Origin of the sequence: Malikia spinosa, from assembly GCF_002980625.1 — a bacterium.
Classification (GTDB): domain Bacteria; phylum Pseudomonadota; class Gammaproteobacteria; order Burkholderiales; family Burkholderiaceae_C; genus Malikia; species Malikia spinosa.
In genome coordinates, this window is the sequence record NZ_PVLR01000014.1 from 1 (window position 1) to 17,643 (window position 17,643).

At 63.8% G+C, this 17,643-nt stretch carries 21 protein-coding genes and 1 pseudogene; 20 read left to right on the top strand and 2 right to left on the bottom strand.

Annotated elements, in window-relative coordinates:
* The 13 genes and pseudogenes from tuf (at position 1) to C6P61_RS05670 (ending at position 7,227) form a co-directional block, all read left to right on the top strand.
* Positions 1-1,191 (top strand): elongation factor Tu, encoded by a 1,191-nt coding sequence (tuf, locus tag C6P61_RS05610; RefSeq protein ID WP_105728955.1) that lies wholly within the window; start codon positions 1-3, stop codon positions 1,189-1,191.
* 72 nt (positions 1,192-1,263) lie between these two features.
* Positions 1,264-1,575 carry a 30S ribosomal protein S10 gene (gene rpsJ / locus C6P61_RS05615; RefSeq protein ID WP_058615886.1) on the top strand — a complete coding sequence of 104 codons (312 nt, stop codon included), beginning with the start codon at positions 1,264-1,266 and terminating at the stop codon, positions 1,573-1,575.
* A gap of 213 nt (positions 1,576-1,788) precedes the next feature.
* Positions 1,789-2,460 (top strand): 50S ribosomal protein L3, encoded by a 672-nt coding sequence (gene rplC, locus C6P61_RS05620; RefSeq protein WP_105728956.1) that lies wholly within the window; start codon positions 1,789-1,791, stop codon positions 2,458-2,460.
* Entirely contained in the window at positions 2,460-3,080 is a 621-nt protein-coding gene (gene rplD / locus C6P61_RS05625) for a 50S ribosomal protein L4 (RefSeq protein WP_105728957.1), read from the top strand. The genes rplC and rplD overlap by 1 nt, the downstream gene beginning before the upstream one ends.
* Entirely contained in the window at positions 3,077-3,391 is a 315-nt protein-coding gene (gene rplW / locus C6P61_RS05630) for a 50S ribosomal protein L23 (RefSeq protein WP_105728958.1), read from the top strand. The genes rplD and rplW overlap by 4 nt, the downstream gene beginning before the upstream one ends.
* 2 nt (positions 3,392-3,393) lie before the next feature.
* Positions 3,394-4,218: a 50S ribosomal protein L2 gene (rplB, locus tag C6P61_RS05635; protein WP_105728959.1), complete on the top strand. Its 825-nt coding sequence runs from the start codon at positions 3,394-3,396 to the stop codon at positions 4,216-4,218.
* Positions 4,219-4,230: 12 nt separating this feature from the next.
* Complete coding sequence (gene rpsS, locus C6P61_RS05640; RefSeq protein WP_105728960.1) at positions 4,231-4,506, top strand: 30S ribosomal protein S19; 276 nt, start codon at positions 4,231-4,233, stop codon at positions 4,504-4,506.
* A 9-nt stretch (positions 4,507-4,515) separates the two neighbouring features.
* Complete coding sequence (gene rplV, locus C6P61_RS05645; RefSeq protein ID WP_105728961.1) at positions 4,516-4,845, top strand: 50S ribosomal protein L22; 330 nt, start codon at positions 4,516-4,518, stop codon at positions 4,843-4,845.
* 15 nt (positions 4,846-4,860) lie between these two features.
* A pseudogene (rpsC, locus tag C6P61_RS05650) lies at positions 4,861-5,646 on the top strand (30S ribosomal protein S3); the annotation flags it as partial.
* A gap of 22 nt (positions 5,647-5,668) precedes the next feature.
* Positions 5,669-6,085, top strand: coding sequence for a 50S ribosomal protein L16 (gene rplP, locus C6P61_RS05655; protein ID WP_105728963.1), 417 nt, complete (start codon positions 5,669-5,671; stop codon positions 6,083-6,085).
* 16 nt (positions 6,086-6,101) lie between these two features.
* The gene (gene rpmC, locus C6P61_RS05660) at positions 6,102-6,296 is read left to right on the top strand and encodes a 50S ribosomal protein L29 (protein WP_105728964.1); all 195 of its coding nucleotides are present in this window, start codon (positions 6,102-6,104) and stop codon (positions 6,294-6,296) included.
* A 9-nt stretch (positions 6,297-6,305) separates the two neighbouring features.
* Positions 6,306-6,575: a 30S ribosomal protein S17 gene (gene rpsQ, locus C6P61_RS05665; RefSeq protein WP_105728965.1), complete on the top strand. Its 270-nt coding sequence runs from the start codon at positions 6,306-6,308 to the stop codon at positions 6,573-6,575.
* Positions 6,576-6,717: 142 nt separating this feature from the next.
* Positions 6,718-7,227, top strand: a complete 510-nt coding sequence (locus C6P61_RS05670) for a peroxiredoxin (protein ID WP_105728966.1) — start codon at positions 6,718-6,720, stop codon at positions 7,225-7,227.
* Positions 7,228-7,231: 4 nt separating this feature from the next.
* On the opposite strand, the gene C6P61_RS05675 is transcribed toward C6P61_RS05670, so the two are convergent.
* Both C6P61_RS05675 and C6P61_RS05680 read right to left on the bottom strand, forming a co-directional pair.
* Positions 7,232-7,720 carry a GNAT family N-acetyltransferase gene (locus C6P61_RS05675; RefSeq protein WP_105728967.1) on the bottom strand — a complete coding sequence of 163 codons (489 nt, stop codon included), beginning with the start codon at positions 7,718-7,720 and terminating at the stop codon, positions 7,232-7,234.
* On the bottom strand, positions 7,720-8,235 hold the full coding sequence (locus tag C6P61_RS05680) for a TlpA family protein disulfide reductase (protein ID WP_105728968.1): 516 nt from the start codon (positions 8,233-8,235) through the stop codon (positions 7,720-7,722). Before C6P61_RS05680 ends, C6P61_RS05675 begins: the two co-directional genes overlap by 1 nt.
* Positions 8,236-8,296: 61 nt before the next feature.
* Between C6P61_RS05680 and C6P61_RS05685 the strand changes: the two genes are divergently transcribed.
* The 7 genes from C6P61_RS05685 to C6P61_RS05715 form a co-directional block, all read left to right on the top strand.
* Positions 8,297-8,743, top strand: coding sequence for a PTS sugar transporter subunit IIA (locus C6P61_RS05685; protein WP_105728969.1), 447 nt, complete (start codon positions 8,297-8,299; stop codon positions 8,741-8,743).
* On the top strand, positions 8,712-8,981 hold the full coding sequence (locus C6P61_RS05690) for an HPr family phosphocarrier protein (RefSeq protein WP_105728970.1): 270 nt from the start codon (positions 8,712-8,714) through the stop codon (positions 8,979-8,981). The genes C6P61_RS05685 and C6P61_RS05690 overlap by 32 nt, the downstream gene beginning before the upstream one ends.
* Entirely contained in the window at positions 8,978-10,711 is a 1,734-nt protein-coding gene (gene ptsP, locus C6P61_RS05695) for a phosphoenolpyruvate--protein phosphotransferase (RefSeq protein WP_105728971.1), read from the top strand. The genes C6P61_RS05690 and ptsP overlap by 4 nt, the downstream gene beginning before the upstream one ends.
* Before the next feature lie 107 nt (positions 10,712-10,818).
* The gene (locus C6P61_RS05700) at positions 10,819-12,984 is read left to right on the top strand and encodes a type I secretion system permease/ATPase (RefSeq protein WP_105728972.1); all 2,166 of its coding nucleotides are present in this window, start codon (positions 10,819-10,821) and stop codon (positions 12,982-12,984) included.
* A complete protein-coding gene (locus C6P61_RS05705; RefSeq protein WP_105728974.1) occupies positions 12,984-14,399 on the top strand; it encodes an HlyD family type I secretion periplasmic adaptor subunit in 1,416 nt (471 codons plus the stop codon). Before C6P61_RS05700 ends, C6P61_RS05705 begins: the two co-directional genes overlap by 1 nt.
* A gap of 1 nt (position 14,400) precedes the next feature.
* Complete coding sequence (locus C6P61_RS05710; protein WP_105728973.1) at positions 14,401-15,042, top strand: helix-turn-helix transcriptional regulator; 642 nt, start codon at positions 14,401-14,403, stop codon at positions 15,040-15,042.
* A gap of 179 nt (positions 15,043-15,221) precedes the next feature.
* Positions 15,222-17,643: retention module-containing protein (locus C6P61_RS05715; protein WP_146114969.1), on the top strand; the 2,422-nt coding region annotated here is incomplete at its 3' end.

Sequence of the window (17,643 nt, forward strand, 5' to 3'; positions counted from 1 at the left end):
ATGGCAAAAGAGAAATTCGAACGGACCAAGCCGCACGTCAACGTCGGCACCATCGGTCACGTTGACCACGGCAAGACCACGCTGACGGCCGCCATCACCACCGTGCTGGCCAAGAAGTTCGGCGGCTCCGCCAAGGCTTACGACCAGATCGACGCGGCTCCGGAAGAGAAGGCCCGCGGCATCACCATCAACACCGCCCACGTCGAGTACGAGACGGCCAACCGCCACTACGCTCACGTTGACTGCCCCGGCCACGCCGACTACGTCAAGAACATGATCACCGGTGCCGCCCAGATGGACGGCGCGATCCTGGTCTGCTCGGCCGCTGACGGCCCGATGCCCCAGACCCGCGAGCACATCCTGCTGTCGCGTCAGGTCGGCGTGCCTTACATCATCGTCTTCCTGAACAAGGCCGACATGGTGGACGACGAAGAGCTGCTGGAACTGGTCGAAATGGAAGTGCGCGAGCTGCTCTCCAAGTACGACTTCCCGGGCGACGACACCCCGATCATCAAGGGTTCGGCCAAGCTGGCCCTCGAAGGCGACACCGGCCCGCTGGGTGAAGAAGCCATCATGAAGCTGGCTGACGCACTCGACACCTACATCCCGACGCCTGAGCGCGCCGTGGACGGCGCCTTCCTGATGCCGGTCGAAGACGTGTTCTCGATCTCGGGTCGCGGCACCGTGGTGACCGGCCGTATCGAGCGCGGCATCGTCAAGGTCGGTGAAGAAATCGAAATCGTCGGTATCTCCACCACCCAGAAGACCACCTGCACCGGCGTGGAAATGTTCCGCAAGCTGCTGGACCAGGGCCAGGCTGGCGACAACGTCGGCATCCTGCTGCGCGGCACCAAGCGCGAAGACGTCCAGCGCGGCCAAGTGCTGTGCAAGCCGGGTTCGATCAAGCCGCACACCCACTTCACCGGTGAGGTCTACGTGCTGTCGAAGGACGAAGGCGGTCGTCACACCCCGTTCTTCAACAACTACCGCCCGCAGTTCTACTTCCGTACCACGGACGTGACCGGTTCCATCGAGCTGCCGGAAGGCAAGGAAATGGTCATGCCGGGTGACAACGTGTCGATCACCGTCAAGCTGATCGCCCCGATCGCCATGGAAGAAGGTCTGCGCTTCGCCATCCGCGAAGGCGGCCGTACCGTCGGCGCCGGCGTCGTTGCCAAGATCATCGACTGATCATCCTGACTGGCGCCGGAGCCTTGCTCCGGTGCCGTTCAGTGCCCCACACACACAAACCAGGAAACAGTCATGAACAAGCAAAAGATCCGCATCCGCCTGAAGGCCTTCGACTACAAACTGATCGACGCTTCGGCCGCCGAAATCGTTGACACCGCCAAGCGCACCGGCGCGATCGTCAAGGGCCCGGTGCCCCTGCCGACCCGCATGAAGCGTTTCGACATCCTGCGTTCGCCGCACGTCAACAAGACCTCGCGCGACCAGTTCGAGATCCGCACCCACCAGCGTCTGATGGACATCGTCGACCCGACCGACAAGACCGTCGACGCGCTGATGAAGCTCGACCTGCCGGCTGGCGTCGACGTCGAAATCAAGCTGCAGTAAGCAGACTTGAGCAGGCCCCGGTTGTTAAAACCACAAGGGCTTGCAAAAAATTGGACCGCAGTCTAGAATTGCGGTCTTCGCAGCATGGGTGTGCTGCCTTGTTGCTGGTTTCGATCAGCGGCTGGGCGCGCACCTGTGGTGTTTTAACCCGCACCGCATGTCTCATGCGATGCAATCAGCCCCGGCCAATTGAAGTCGGGAACGGAGAAAACAATGAGTCTGTCCAACTCTCTCGGGTTGTTGGGCCGCAAGGTGGGCATGATGCGTCTGTTCACCGATGACGGGGATGCAGTGCCCGTCACGGTGGTCGACGTGTCCAACAACCGCGTGGCACAAGTCAAAACCCAGGCCAACGATGGCTACGATGCCCTGCAAGTGACCTTCGGTCAGCGTCGCGCTTCCCGCGTGACCAAGCCCGCAGCCGGTCACCTGGCCAAGGCTGGCGTCGAAGCTGGTGAGATCCTGAAGGAATTCCGCGTCAGCGCCGAAACCGCAGCCAAGTACGCTGCCGGTTCCGTGCTGCCCGTGGCCGAGCTGTTCGCAGCCGGCGCCAAGGTCGACGTGCAAGGCACCTCGATCGGTAAGGGTTTCGCCGGTACCATCAAGCGCCACAACTTCGCTTCGCAGCGTGCGTCGCACGGTAACAGCCGTTCGCACAACGTTCCTGGCTCCATCTCGATGGCGCAGGATCCGGGTCGCGTGTTCCCGGGCAAGAAGATGACCGGCCACATGGGCGACGAAACCGTGACCACCCAGAACCTGGATGTGGTCCGTGTCGACGAAGCCCGTCAGCTGCTGCTGATCAAGGGTGCCGTGCCGGGTTCGAAGGGTGGCTTCGTCACCGTGCGTCCCGCCGTCAAAGCTGCCAGCAAAGGGGCTAACTGATGCAAGTTGAACTCCTGAACGACCAGGGTCAAGCCGCTTCCACCGTGGAAGTGCCGGAAACCGTCTTCGGTCGCGACTACAACGAATCGCTGATCCATCAGCTGGTTGTCGCTTATCAAGCCAACGCGCGTCAGGGCACCCGTGCTCAAAAAGACCGCGAAATGGTCAAGCACAGCACCAAGAAGCCGTTCCGTCAAAAGGGTACGGGCAACGCCCGTGCCGGTATGACTTCCTCCCCGCTGTGGCGCGGAGGCGGTCGTATCTTCCCGAACAGCCCGGACGAGAACTTCAGCCAGAAGCTGAACAAGAAGATGTACCGCGCCGGTATGGCTTCGATCTTCTCGCAGCTGGTTCGTGAAGGCCGTCTGGCCGTGGTTGACAGCCTGTCGCTGGAAGCCCCGAAGACCAAGCTGCTGGCCGACAAGTTCAAGGCCATGAACCTGAAGTCCGTGCTGGTCATCGCCAACGAAGTTGACGAGAACCTGTACCTGGCCTCGCGCAACCTGCCCCACGTGCTGGTGGTTGAGCCGCGTTACGCCGATCCGCTGTCGCTGGTTCACTACAAGAAAGTGATCGTCACCAAGGGTGCCATCGACACACTCAAGGAGATGTTCGCATGAGCAACGTCCAGTTTGACGAAGGCCGCCTGATGCAGGTGCTGGTCGCCCCGATGGTGACCGAGAAGGCCACCCAGGCGGCGGAGAAGTCCAATGCCGTGCTGTTCAAGGTCCTGCAAGACGCCACCAAGCCTGAAATCAAGGCCGCCGTGGAACTGCTGTTCAACGTCAAAGTTGCAGCCGTCAACGTCCTGAACCAAAAGGGCAAGGCCAAGCGTTTCGGCAAGACCGTCGGTCGCCGCGACCATGTCCGTAAAGCCTACGTAACCCTGGCCGCAGGCCAGGAGCTGAACTTCGGCGGGGAGGCAGTCTAATCATGGCAGTCATCAAGATGAAGCCGACTTCGCCGGGCCGTCGTGGCATGGTGAAAGTCACCCGTGAAACCCTGCACAAGGGTTCCGGTTACGCACCCCTGCTGGAGCCGCAGTTCCAGAAGGCCGGTCGCAACAACAACGGTCACATCACCGTTCGCCACAAGGGCGGCGGTAACAAGCACCACTACCGCGTCGTCGACTTCCGTCGCGACAAGGACGGCATCCCGGCCAAGGTGGAACGCCTGGAATACGACCCGAACCGTACCGCGCACATCGCTCTGCTGTGCTACGCAGACGGCGAGCGTCGCTACATCATCGCTCCGCGTAACGTGGAAGTCGGTGCGACGCTGCTGAGCGGTTCCGAGTCCCCGATCCGCGCCGGCAACACCCTGCCGATCCGCAACATCCCGGTGGGTTCGACCATTCACTGCATCGAGCTGCAAATCGGCAAGGGCGCGCAGATCGCACGTTCCGCTGGTGCATCCGCTGTGCTGCTGGCTCGCGAAGGCATCTACGCTCAGGTCCGTATGCGTTCGGGCGAAGTGCGCAAGGTGCACGTCGACTGCCGCGCTACCCTGGGTGAAGTCTCGAACTCCGAGAACAGCCTGCGTCAGCTGGGCAAGGCCGGTGTCAAGCGTCACATGGGTATCCGCCCGACCGTTCGCGGTGTGGCAATGAACCCGGTTGACCACCCGCATGGTGGTGGTGAAGGCCGTACCGGTACCGGTATGCCGCCGGTCGATCCGTGGGGCAACCTGACCAAGGGTTACCGTACCCGCAACAACCGCCGCACGCAGAACATGATTGTTTCGCGTCGCAAGAAGTAAGGGGTTACGTAAATGACTCGTTCGCTCAAAAAAGGTCCCTTCGTAGACCACCACCTGCTGGCCAAGGTCGAGAAGGCTGTGGCCACCAAGGACAAGAAGCCGGTCAAGACCTGGTCGCGTCGTTCCATGATCCTGCCCGACTTCATCGGCCTGACCATTGCCGTGCACAACGGCAAGCAGCACGTGCCCGTCTATGTGACCGACCAGATGGTCGGCCACAAGCTCGGCGAGTTCTCGCTGACGCGCACGTTCAAGGGTCACCCCGGCGACAAGAAAGCCAAGAAGTAAGGACACACCATGGAAACCTCCGCTATCGTTCGCGGCGTTCGCCTGTCGGTCGACAAAGGTCGCCTGGTGGCTGACCTGATCCGCGGCAAGAAGGTGGATCAGGCCCTGAACATCCTGACGTTCACGCAGAAAAAAGCTGCTGGCATCGTCAAGAAGGCTCTGCTCTCCGCCATCGCCAACGCTGAACACAATGACGGTGCCGACATCGACGAACTGAAGGTCAAGACCATCTACGTCGAGCAAGGTACTACGCTCAAGCGCTTCTCGGCCCGCGCAAAGGGTCGTGGCAACCGCATCAGCAAACCTACCTGTCACATCTACGTGACGGTTGGTAACTGAGCCTGAAGGAAGACTATGGGACAGAAAATCCATCCTACCGGCTTCCGCCTGGCGGTTAGCCGTAACTGGACCAGCCGTTGGTACGCCAGCAACCGTGATTTCGCCGGCATGCTGGCTGAAGACATCAAGGTTCGTGAGTACCTGAAGGCCAAGCTGAAGAACGCTTCGGTGTCGCGCGTCATCATCGAGCGTCCCGCCAAGAACGCCCGCATCACCATTTTCTCGGCACGTCCGGGCGTGGTGATCGGCAAGAAGGGCGAAGACATCGAGAAGCTGAAGAAGGAACTGGCCGCCCAGCTGGGCGTTCCGGTCGCCGTCAACATCGAAGAAGTGCGCAAGCCTGAAGTCGATGCCAAGCTGATCGCTGACTCGATCACCCAGCAGCTCGAAAAGCGCATCATGTTCCGTCGCGCCATGAAGCGTGCGATGCAGAACGCCATGCGTCTGGGCGCCCAGGGTATCAAGATCATGTCCTCGGGCCGTCTGAACGGTGCCGAAATCGCCCGCGTCGAATGGTATCGCGAAGGTCGTGTGCCGCTGCACACCCTGCGCGCCGACATCGACTACGGCACGTCTGAAGCTCTGACCACCTACGGCATCATCGGTGTCAAGGTCTGGGTCTACAAGGGCGACAACCTGGGTCGCGCCGATGCTCCGTCGCTGGACAGCACCCCGCGTCCTGATGACGAGCGTCGTCCGCGCGGTCCGCGCCGTGATGGTGCCCGCACCGACCGTCCGGGTCGTGGCGGCCCGCGTCGTGGTGGCAGCAATGCCGCCCCGGCCGACGGCAGCGACAAGCCCCAGGCTTAAGGAGAATTGAACAATGTTGCAACCTGCTCGCCGTAAATACCGTAAAGAGCAAAAAGGCCGCAACACGGGCGTTGCCACCACCGGCAACACCGTGGCCTTTGGCGATTTCGGCCTGAAGTCCACCGACCGTGGCCGTCTGACGGCTCGACAGATCGAAGCCGCACGTCGTGCGATCTCCCGTCACGTCAAGCGTGGCGGCCGCATCTGGATCCGCGTGTTCCCGGACAAGCCGATCTCGAAGAAGCCTGCCGAAGTCCGTATGGGTAACGGTAAGGGTGGCGTGGAGTACTACGTCGCCGAGATCCAGCCTGGCAAGGTGCTGTACGAGATCCTTGGCGTTCCCGAGCAACTGGCTCGCGAAGCGTTCACGCTCGCCGCAGCCAAGCTGCCGCTGCGCACGACCTTCGTGACCCGCCTGCTGGGCCAGTAATTCAGGAGAACAAGAGATGAAAACTGCTGAACTGCGCCAAAAAGATGTTGCGGCTCTGGAAGCCGAAGTGAAGTCGCTGCAAAAGGCGCACTTCAACCTGCGCATGCAGAAAGCCACGCAACAACTGTCCAACCTCGCCACGCTGCGTAGCACCCGTCGTGCCATCGCTCGTGCGAAGACCATCCTTGCTGAAAAGCAAGCCGCCAAGTAAGGAGTGACCATGACGGAAGCCAAAACCTCCCTCAAGCGCACCTTGATCGGCAAGGTCGTTAGCGACAAGCGTGCCAAGACCGTGACCGTGCTGATCGAACGTGCTGTCAAGCACGAGCTGTACGGCAAGATCGTGACCAAGTCGAGCAAGTACCACGCGCACGACGAAAACGGCGAATTCAAGCTCGGCGACATCGTCGAGATCTCGGAAAGCCGTCCGCTGTCCAAGACCAAGAACTGGGTCGTGACCCGCCTGGTCCAAAAGGCTGCCCTGGTGTAAGCCTTATTCGCTGCCTGCGGGCGCGAACCAAAAAAACGACCGAGAATCCACTCGGTCGTTTTTTTTCGTCCCTGCGCGCCGCTTTCCGGTCGCGCCGGGCTCAACACCCGGGACCCAAGGGTCCCATTGCAAGGAAGTTCCCATGATCCAAGTCGGCGACAAGCTGCCCGCCAGCACCCTGATGGAGTTCATCGCAGTCGAAACCGAGGGCTGCAGCCTGGGCCCGAATCCGGTCGACGTGCTGCAGGCCAGTGCCGGCAAGACGATCGCCTTGTTCGCGGTTCCCGGCGCCTTCACGCCGACCTGCTCGGCCAAGCATGTGCCGGGCTATGTCGAGCAAGCCGAGGCGTTCAAGGCCGCCGGTGTCGACGAGATCTGGTGTGTCAGCGTCAACGACGCCTTCGTGATGGGCGCCTGGGCCAAGGACCAGCAGACGGCTGGCAAGGTCCGCATGCTGGCCGACGGCGACGCCGCCTTTGCCCAGGCCACCGGCCTGACGCTGGACCTCAACGGCAAGGGCCTGGGCCTGCGCAGCAACCGTTACTCGATGCTGGTCAAGGATGGCGTGGTGACGACGCTCAACGTCGAAGGCCCGGGCCAGTTCGCCGTCAGCGACGCCGCCACGCTGCTGGCCCAGGCCAAGGCTGCCTGAAGCCTCAGAGCTCGACCCGCAGGTAGTGCGCCCCTGGCAGCGGGTTGTGGTAGTAGGGGGCAACCTCGACGAAGCCGCAATCCTGATACAGCTCGCGCGCTGCCTCCATGTCGCTCAAGGTGTCGAGCAGCATGCTGTCGAAGCCGGCCTGCTGCGCCAGCAGCAGGGTCTGTTCGACCAGCTGGCGTCCCAGCCTGAGTCCCCGGAACCCGGGCCGCACATAGAGCCGCTTCATTTCGCAGGCGTTCGTGTAGTCGCTTGATAGCAGGGGACGCAAGGCGCAGCAGCCGGCAGGCTCGCCGTTGGCCAGTGCCAGCAGCAGGGCGCCGTAAGGGGCCTGGTACTCGCCGGGCAGGTTGTGCAGTTCCTGCTCGAAATCCTGGAAGCTCAGGTCCAGATCCAGGCTGCGCTGGTATTCGCGAAACAGCTCGCGCACCAGCCCGACTTCAGCGGCGCTGCTGACGACCAGGATCTGGCCGGGCATCCGGTCCATCAGCCCTGGCCCAGCAGCTGTTCGATCAGCTGGTGCAGCGCGACAAAGTCGGGCTGTCCGACATAGCGCTTGACGATCTGTCCCTGCTGGTCAACCAGGAAGGTGGTGGGAGTCAGTTTCACGTCGCCCCATTGCCGGGCCAGTTCGCCGTTGCGGTCGAGCGCGACCTTGAACGGCAGCTGGCGACTGTTGCTGAAGTTGAGCACCCATTCCACCGGGTCATAGCTCATCGCGACCGCGACGGTTTCGAAGCCGCGCGCCTGGTATTTCTGGAAGGTATGGACCAGCTCGGGCATTTCCGCGACGCAGGTGGTGCAGGTCGTGGCCCAGAAGTTCACCAAGGTTACCTTGCCCTTGAGCGCGCTGCTGGCGAGCGTGCTGCCGTCGAGCAGCAGGAAGCGGGATTCGGGCGCTGGTTCCCGGCTGGTGCAGCCGGCCAGGCTGCCCAGTCCCAGGGTGGCGCAGGCCAGCGCGGTCAAGGCCAGGGTGCGGCGGCGGGTTGAGACAAGATTCATATTCGGACAAGGATAGGGCGTTCTGCCTCGGATTATCGATCCGCCCCGATAATCCTGTGCCATGAACGGCATATTGATCATCGCCCATGCGCCGCTGGCCAGCGCCCTGCGCCAGTGCGCCCTGCATGTGTTCCCGGATGCGGGCAGCGCGCTGGTCGCGCTCGACGTCGAGGCCCAGACCGCGCCCGAGGAGACGCTCGAGCAAGCCAGAAAGCTGCTGCAGCAGCTGGGCATGCCGCAGACCCTGGTCCTGGCCGACCTGTTCGGCGCCACGCCCAGCAATGTGGCGGCCAAGCTGGTCGATGGCATACACAGCCGCCTGTTGACGGGAGTCAATCTGCCGATGCTGATGCGTGCTATCTCCTATCGTCATGAGTCGCTCGAATCGCTGGCTAGCCGGGCTATGATGGGAGCTACCCAGGGTGTCGTGTCCGTCGCGGCGACGGCGCCGCAAAACCAGTCACGCAGGACCTCTCATGATCAAGACCAGCACGACCATCAGCAATAAGCTGGGGCTGCACGCCAGGGCATCGGCCAAGCTGACCAAGCTCGCCGGCAGCTTTCCCTGCGAGGTCTGGCTCAGTCGCGGCGAGCGCCGCATCAACGCCAAGAGCATCATGGGTGTCATGATGCTGGCCGCTGGTCTCGGCAGCGAGATCGAACTCGAGACCGACGGCGAGCGCGAGCGCGAGGCGATGGACGCCCTGCTGGCCCTGATCCAGGACAAGTTCGGAGAAGGCGAGTGACGTTTTCGGTTCATGGTCAGGCGGTTTCGCGCGGCATTGCGATTGGCCGCGCCGTGCTGGTCGCCTCCAGCCGGCTCGACGTGGCGCATTACTTCGTCGCTCCCGAGCAGGTCGAGGGCGAGTTGCAGCGCCTGCGCGGCGCGCGTGACCTGGTGATCGACGAGCTGCAGCGCATGCAGCTGACCCTGCAGAAGGCCGAAGCCCGGGAGGCGCAACAGGAGCTCAATGCGCTGCTTGAAGTGCATCTGATGCTGCTGGCCGACAAGCAACTGCACGAAGGTGTGGCCTGCTGGGTGCAGGAGCGGCATTACAACGCCGAATGGGCGCTGACCTCGCACCTCGAGCAGATCGCCAAGCAGTTCGACGAGATGGAAGACCCCTATCTGCGCGAACGCAAGTCCGACCTCGAGCAGCTGACCGAGCGCCTGCTGCGCCAGTTGCGCGGTGTCGCTTCGCCGGTGGCCAGCCAGGCGCCGGCGGCCTCCAGCCAGGATGCCCCGCTGGTGCTGGTCGCGCATGACCTGTCGCCGGCCGACATGCTGCAGTTCAAGCAGAGCGTCTTTGCCGGCTTTGTCACCGATGTCGGCGGCAAGACCTCGCACACCGCGATCGTTGCGCGCAGCATGGACATCCCGGCCGTGGTCGGTGCCCGTGCGGCGAGCCATCTGGTGCAGCAGGACGACTGGGTCATCATCGATGGCGATGCCGGACTGATCATCGTCAACCCTTCGCCTGCGGTGCAGGCCGAATACGAGTTCCGCCAGCGCGAGATCGAGCTGCAGCGCGGGCGCCTGTCCCACATCAAGAATACGCCAGCGGTGACGCTGGACGGCGAGCGGATCGAGTTGCTGGCCAATATCGAGCAGCCGGCCGATACGGTGCCGGCGCTGTCGGTCAGCGCGGTCGGCGTCGGCCTGTTCCGGACCGAATTCCTCTTCATGGGCCGGGATGGCAAGCTGCCTGACGAGGCTGAGCAGTACCAGGCTTATCGAGCCGCCGTCGAGGGCATGCATGGCCTGCCGGTCACGATCCGCACGGTCGATGTCGGTGCCGACAAGCCACTCGATCGCAGCACGCGCGACGACCACCTGAACCCGGCGCTGGGCTTGCGTGCGATCCGCTGGAGCCTGGCCGAGCCGGCGATGTTCCTGACCCAGCTGCGCGCCATTCTGCGCGCCGCCGCCCACGGCAAGGTCAATTTGCTGCTGCCCCTGGTCGCGCACCGGCACGAGATCCTGCAGGTCAAGGACATGCTGGCCAAGGCGCGCCAGCAGCTCGATCTGCGCGGCGAGGTCTACGGTCCCGTACGCCTGGGTGCGATGATCGAAGTGCCGGCCGCCGCGTTGACGGTGCCGATGTTCCTGCGCCATTTCGACTTCCTGTCGATCGGCACCAACGACCTGATCCAGTACACGCTGGCGATCGACCGGGTCGACGAGAGCGTGTCCCACCTCTATGACCCGCTGCACCCGGCCGTGCTGCAATTGGTGGCCGGCACCATCGCCGAATGCCGCGCCCAAGGCAAGTCGGTCAGCGTCTGCGGCGAGATGGCGGGCGATCCGGCCATGACCCGACTGCTGCTGGGCCTGGGGCTGCGCAGCTTCTCCATGCATCCGTCACAGATCCTGGCAGTCAAACAGCAGATCCTGCGCGCCGATACGCGCAAATTGCGCAGCTGGGCCCAGGAAGTCGTCGCCAGCGAAGATCCAGCCGGTCATATGACTGGCTAATTGGCAAGATTTTGTTACACTGAATCTGCCAATCCTGGTATTTTGCCAGGAGGGTTGTCCGGCTGCCCGCCCGTAGGCTGACCGGTCCAAGCCGTCTGGGGAGATTCATGTCAACAGTTAGTCAGCCGCCGCTGGAGGAGCGGTCTGCGTCGGTCGCCGAGAACGATGAACTTTTATCCTGTCTGCTGATTCTGGCCCGTAGCCATGGCGAAGCCGCCACGCGTGATGCTGCGCTGGCCGGTCTGCCACTCGAGCAGGGCCGCCTGACTCCTGCGCTGTTCGAGCGTGCCGCGCGCCGGGTCGGTCTGGCGAGCCGGGTGGTGCGTCAGCCGCTGACGCTGCTCAAGGCGGACTTGTTTCCGGTCTTGCTCTTGCTGCAGAACAGCAAGGCTTGCCTGCTGGTCGGCCGCTCGGAAGACGGCCGGACCTTGCAGCTGGTCTACCCCGAGCTTGGTGACGCGCCGGTGGCGCTGCCGCTGGCCCAGGTCGAAGCGCAATACACGGGCCGCGCCATCTACGCTCGACCGCGCCTGCGCTTCGATGCCCGCAGCCCCGAGGTCCGTGCGCCCCGGGACGGGCACTGGTTCTGGAGCGTGATCGCCGAGAACCGTGCGCTCTACCGCGACGTGTTGCTGGCCGCCTTCCTGACCAATCTGTTTGCGCTCGCCATGCCCATGTTCACGATGAACGTGTATGACCGCGTGGTACCCAATCAGGCGTTCGAGACCCTGGCGGCGCTGTCGGTCGGCCTGTTGCTGGTGCTGGTCGGCGATCTCGTGCTGCGCCTGTTGCGCGGTTATTTCGTCGACCTCGCGAGCAGCCGGGCCGACGTCAAGCTGTCGGCCCACATCATGGAGCGGGTGCTGGGCATGCGCATGGAGCAGCGCCCGGTGTCGGCCGGCTCCTTCGCCTCCAACCTGCGGGCTTTCGAGTCGGTGCGCGACTTCATCGGTTCGGCCACGGTGATTGCCTTCATCGATCTGCCATTTGCCTTGATCTTCCTGGTCGTGATGGGCTGGATTGCCTGGCCGATGCTGATTCCGCTGCTGCTGGGCGCACTGGTCCTGCTGCTGTACGCCCTGGTGGTGCAGGGTCGCATGCATTCACTCGCCGAAACCACCTACCGTGCCAGCGCGCAGCGCAACGCGACGCTGATCGAGGGGCTGGTCGGCTTCGAGACCCTCAAGGCCATGGGCGCCGAGGCACCGATCCAGCGCAAATGGGAGCACAGCGCGGCGCTGCTGGCCCGTGTCGGTGCCCAGCTGCGCTTGCTGTCGTCGAGCACGAGCAACGGCGCGGCTTTCGTGCAGCAGACCGTCAACCTCGCGATCGTGATCCTGGGCGTCTGGCTGATTGGCGAGCGCATGCTGACCATGGGCGGCTTGATTGCCTGCTCGATGCTGGCCTCGCGCGCGCTGACCCCGATCTCGCAGGTCGCGGCGCTGCTGGTGCAATACCATACGGCGGCTACCGCGCTGACTTCGCTCGACGAAATGATGAAGCGCGAAGTCGAGCGCCCGCATGACGCCAACTTCATCGCGCGCAGCAGCCTGCAGGGCTCGATCGAGTTTCGCGATGTCAGCTTCACCTATCCTGGTCAGTCTACGCCAGTGCTGAGCCATGTCAGCTTCAAGATCCGGCCCGGCGAAAAGGTCGGCATCCTGGGGCGCATCGGTTCGGGCAAGACCACGCTTGAGAAGCTGGTGCTGGGCCTGTACCGGCCGACAGGCGGCGCGGTCCTGATCGACGGCATCGACCAGCGTCAGCTGGACCCGGCCGAGCTGCGGCGCCACATCGGCTATGTCCAGCAGGATGTGATGCTGTTCTACGGCTCGTTGCGCGAGAACATCACACTGGCGAATCCGCTGGCCGATGATGCCGATGTGCTGAAGGCCGCCGCCATCGGTGGCATCGTCGATCTGGTCAATTCCCATCCCAAGGGCTTTGACATGCTGGTCGGCGAGCGCGGCGAGTCGCTGTCGGGTGGCCAGCGTCAGGGCGTCGCGATTGCGCGCGCGGTGCTGCACGATCCGCCGATCCTGCTGCTCGACGAGCCGACTGCCGCCATGGATCACTCGAGCGAGGCGGCGGTCAAGAACCGCCTGGCCAATTTCGCCCGCGGCAAGACCTTGCTGGTGGTCAGCCATCGCGCCTCGCTGCTCGATATGGTCGAGCGCCTGATCGTGCTCGACGCCGGTCAGGTCGTGGCTGATGGTCCCAGGGACCAGGTCGTGGCGGCCTTGCGCCAGGGCCAGGTCGGCAAGGGGGCATGATGGCTGATCTCAACGAAAAAACCTTTCTGGGCCTGTCCCGCTGGATGGCTCCGCTGCGCCGCTTCGGCGACCGCTGGCTGGGTGGCTGGGTCGGTCGCCTGACGCCCGAGACGCGGCGCGAGACCACCGACTGGGCGGCGGACGCCGACTGGGCCCAGTTGCAGCAGGAGCCGCTGCGCGCGCGCGCCCTGCTGCGCCTGGCTGTCCTGCTGGTGGTGCTGCTGCTGATCTGGGCCGCACTGGCCCAGGTGGACGAGGTCGCGCGCGGCGAGGGCAAGGTGGTGCCGACGCGCCAGGTCCAGGTGATCCAGAGCGTCGATGGCGGCGTGGTCGACGAGATCCTGGTGCGCGAAGGCCAGGTGGTCGAACTCGGCCAGGTCTTGTTGCGCGTCGATCCGACCCGGTTCAAGTCCAATCTGGGCGAGAGCCGTGCCAGCCAGCTGGCCTTGCAGGCCAAGGCCTTGCGCCTGAAGGCGCTGACCCGTGGCGGCGCCTTCAATCCATCCGACGAACTGATGCGCGATGCGCCCGACATCGTCGCGCACGAGCGCCGGCTCTATGAGTCCAAGCGCGATGAAATCTCGACCCAGGTCTCGATGGCACAGAATCAGTTGTCGCAGCGGCAACAGGAACTCAACGAGGTGCGCGCGCGCAAGGCGCAGGCCGAGCAAGGGCTGGCATCGCTGCAGAAGGAACTCAACGCGACCCGGCCGCTGGTGCGCACCGGTGCCGTGTCCGAGGTCGAGGTGCTCAAGCTCGAGCGTGAGCAGTCGCGTCTGCGTGGGGACCGCGACCAGGCCAGTGCCCAGATCTCGCGCGTGCAGGCGTCCATTTCTGAAGCGCAGCGCCGGATCGAGGAAGTCCAGCTCAATGCGCGCAACCTGATGAGCGCCGAACTGTCCGAGACCATGAGCCGGCTGTCCGCCCTCAACGAGGGTGACCGGGCGCTGGCCGACAAGGTGGCCAAGGCCGACATCAAGTCACCGGTGCGTGGCACCATCAAGCGCCTGCTGGTCAACACCGTGGGCGGCGTGGTCCAGCCTGGCAAGGAGGTGGTCGAGGTCGTTCCGCTCGATGAGGCGCTGATTCTCGAGGCCCAGATCACGCCCAGGGACATCGCCTTCCTGCGCCCCGGGCTCAAGGCCACGGTCAAGTTCACGGCCTATGACTTCGCGATCTATGGCGGGCTGGATGCCGTGGTCGAGAACATCAGCGCCGATTCGGTGGTCGACCAGAAGGGCAATGCCTTCTATCTCGTTCGCTTGCGCACCGACAAGGCCTTGCTGGACGATAAGCTGCCCATCATCCCGGGCATGGTGGCACAGGTCGATATCCTGACTGGCAAGAAGTCGGTGCTGTCCTATCTGCTCAAGCCGGTCTTGCGCGCCAAGGCCAATGCCTTGTCGGAGCGCTGATATGAATGCTCGTCATTTTCTGGTTCAAGCCGTCGCACCATCATGGCCCGTCATTGCGCGCGAGCGCTGGCAGCAGGCTTTCCCGGATGGACAACCGGGTCACTGGCTCGAGTTGCAGCAGACGGTGGCTGCTGGCGATATGGTCTGGGTTCCGGTCATGCTCGACGACTGGCGGCTCAAGGTTGCAGCGCTCCTGCAGTCACAGCCGGATTGCCAGGTGATCGTGCTCAGTTCCGTGCCTGATCAGGTCGAGGGACTGCGCGCCCTCAATGCCGGCGCGCGTGGTTATTGCCATTTGCTGGCGGCGCCTGGGCTGTTGCAGGAAGTCGCCCAGGTGGTGAGTCTGGGCGGGCTCTGGGTCGGCCCTGACCTGGTGCAGCGCCTGATGGCGGCCACGCGCGAGTTGCTGCAGCGCAGTCCTGACGCCGTGCGGCCGGCAATCGATCTGTCAGTCCTGTCCGAACGCGAGCTCCAGGTGGCACATGCCGTGGCCGAAGGCCAATCGAACCGGGAAGTCGCCGAGCAGCTTCATATCACCGAGCGCACCGTCAAGGCCCATCTGGGAGCCGTATTCGAGAAGCTCGGCTTGCGCGACCGGGTGCAACTCGTATTGCATCTGGCACAAGTGAAATCCTACGCCTAGTGATTGCCGGGGCCGTCCCAGCCCGACCAGCCGCCTGCCTGTCCCGGATCGCTGCCTTGGTCTGCCATGCCTCCTGGTCTTGTCCTGCGCTAAAAACGATAGAGAAGTGGACTTAAGTCCAATGGTCAGTCCTCTCCCGGCTCGCTAACCTGCAACCAGAGTCAAATAGGAGAGTTGCAGTGGCCCAGATCGCAAAAGTAGTCGCTATCACCGGAAATGCCGTCGCAGTCGGCCTTGACGGCCAGGCGCGTGTCCTCAAGGTCGGTGATGTCATCGAGCGCAGCGAAACCCTGCGTACGTTTGCCGGCGCGCGTGTCGAGCTGCAGATGGCGGACGGTCAGGTTCTGACCATTGCACCTGAACAAAGCGTGCGCGTGGAAGACAGTCTGATGCAGACCGATGCCACGCCCACGGCGCAGGAGGCGGCGGTCCAGGCGGCGACGCCCGCAGCCGTGCTGCAAGCGCTGCAACTCGGGGCTGACCCGTTTGCCGCACTTGAGGCCCCGGCGGCCGGTCTGACGGCCGGTGGTGACGCCGGTGGCGGCAGCAGCTTCGTGCGCTTGTTGCGCATCGTCGAAGGGGTCGAGCCGCTGGCCTACGACTACACGCTGGGCCCTCCGCCCACGATCGAAGACGTGCCGCTGGGCGCCGAGCCGGTCGCAGCAGACTTGATCACCTTGCGCTACATCCAGCTCGACGACAGTGGTCAGCCGTTGCGGCAGAACGGAGGCCTGGTGTTCCTCGACGGCCGCGATGTGGTCGAAGGCACCCGGGTCGGCCTGTATGCGACCGTCAGCAACCCGCCCACCGGAACCGACCTGGTCATCAATCTGAGCAATGGCCAGAGCATCACGATCCCGGTCGGGGCTGGCAGCGGGCTGGTGGAGGTCAGCATTCGACCGGATGATCCGTATATCCAGGGTCGGGAAGTGATCGACATTGGCGTCACGGGTGCCAATGGCGGCGGCTACGACCAGCTCGATGTCGATCAGTCGACGGCCATCACGGTGGTCGACGACCAGGATCTGACCCAGGTCGGCATCATCGGGCCGGATTCCGTGCGTGAGGGCGACATTACTGCCCCCTACACCGTGACCCTGGAGCGCCCGGGTCAGACCCCCGTGGTAGTGACTTTCCAATACAGCGGCGTCGCTCAGAACGGTGTCGATTTCACCGGTGTCGCGTCGGTCACGATACCGGCGGGCCAGTCCAGCCAGACCTTCACGATCCAGACCCTGATCGACCAGCTGGCCGAGGGCAGCGAGCTCTACAACATCCGGATCGAATCCATCACGGGCGGCAATTTCGAACGCTTCGAGGTCAATCCGACCGCCAGTGCCGTCGATACGACGATCCTTGATGCTACCCTGTTGACGGTCAATCTGGTGGGCGATGCGACCGTCGCCGAGGGCGCGACGGCGGGCTACACGGTCAGCCTGGCGGGTGGCACGCTGGTCAACGACCAGCAGTTGAGCGTGCAGGTAGCGACCGGGCCGGGTACGACGCTGGTGCCTGATGCGACTTCTGGCGTGGACTACAACCCGCTGACGCAAACACTGACCTTCACGACTGCAGCGCAAGGGCCGGTCAGGCTGTCGGTGGTGACGCTGGACGATGCCTTGGTCGAAGGTGCCGAGGAATACACGGTCAACCTGAGCAACGTGGTGGGTGGAGCGATCGGGACGGGCAGCGTGGCGACACAGATCGTCGATGATGACGCACCGGTGGTCTCGATTGCAGTGGCTCCGCCGAGCGTGGCCGAGGACGGTGCGACCAACCTGACCTATCAGGTCAGTCTGGACCGGGTGTCGGTAACGGACACCGTGGTGACGATCGCGCTGAGCGGGACGGCGACCGAGAGTGCGGATTACGCGGTGACGGGACTGGGTGCGGGGGCGACACGCCAGGTGACGATACCCGCTGGGCAGTTGAGCGTGAGCTTCGTGGCGGACCCGGTGGTCGACAGCATCGACGAGTCCAGCGAGACGGTGGTGGCGACAATTACGGCGGCCATTGGGGCGACCATCAGCCCGACAGCTGACGTTGCCACGGGCACGATCGTCGACGACGACACTACCCCGCTCATAGAGGATGCTCAATCCCGGGTCTCCGAAGAGGGCCTGCCTGCGGGTATTCCGGATGGTCTCGGCTCCAGCCCCGGCAACGACCTGACTGATTCCGCCACCGACTCGAGCGGTGCCTTGCCCATCAGCCGCAACGGTAGCGCACCTCTGACGATTGAACTGATCAATCCTGGTTCGTCGGTGCTGGGCGCGACCAACCTCACCTGGGCTTACGGCACCAGCCAGGCAGTGCTGATCGGCTCTGACGCCAGTGGCGAAGTCATCCGGGTGACGCTCAATGGCGGAACCACGGCCATCGGAGCTTCGGGCAGTTCCGTACCCTATAGCGTGGTCTTGTCCCAGCCTGTCAGTCACTCGCTGCCGGGTCAGGGTACGGCTGGCGAAGACACCGCCAGCCTGAGCCTGACGGTGAGAATCTCGGATGGTGTGAACCCGGCCGATGACAGCACAATCACTGTCACGGTCGAGGATGACAGTCCCGTCATCACCGGCGTGCTGGCAGCCGACCTCCTGACGG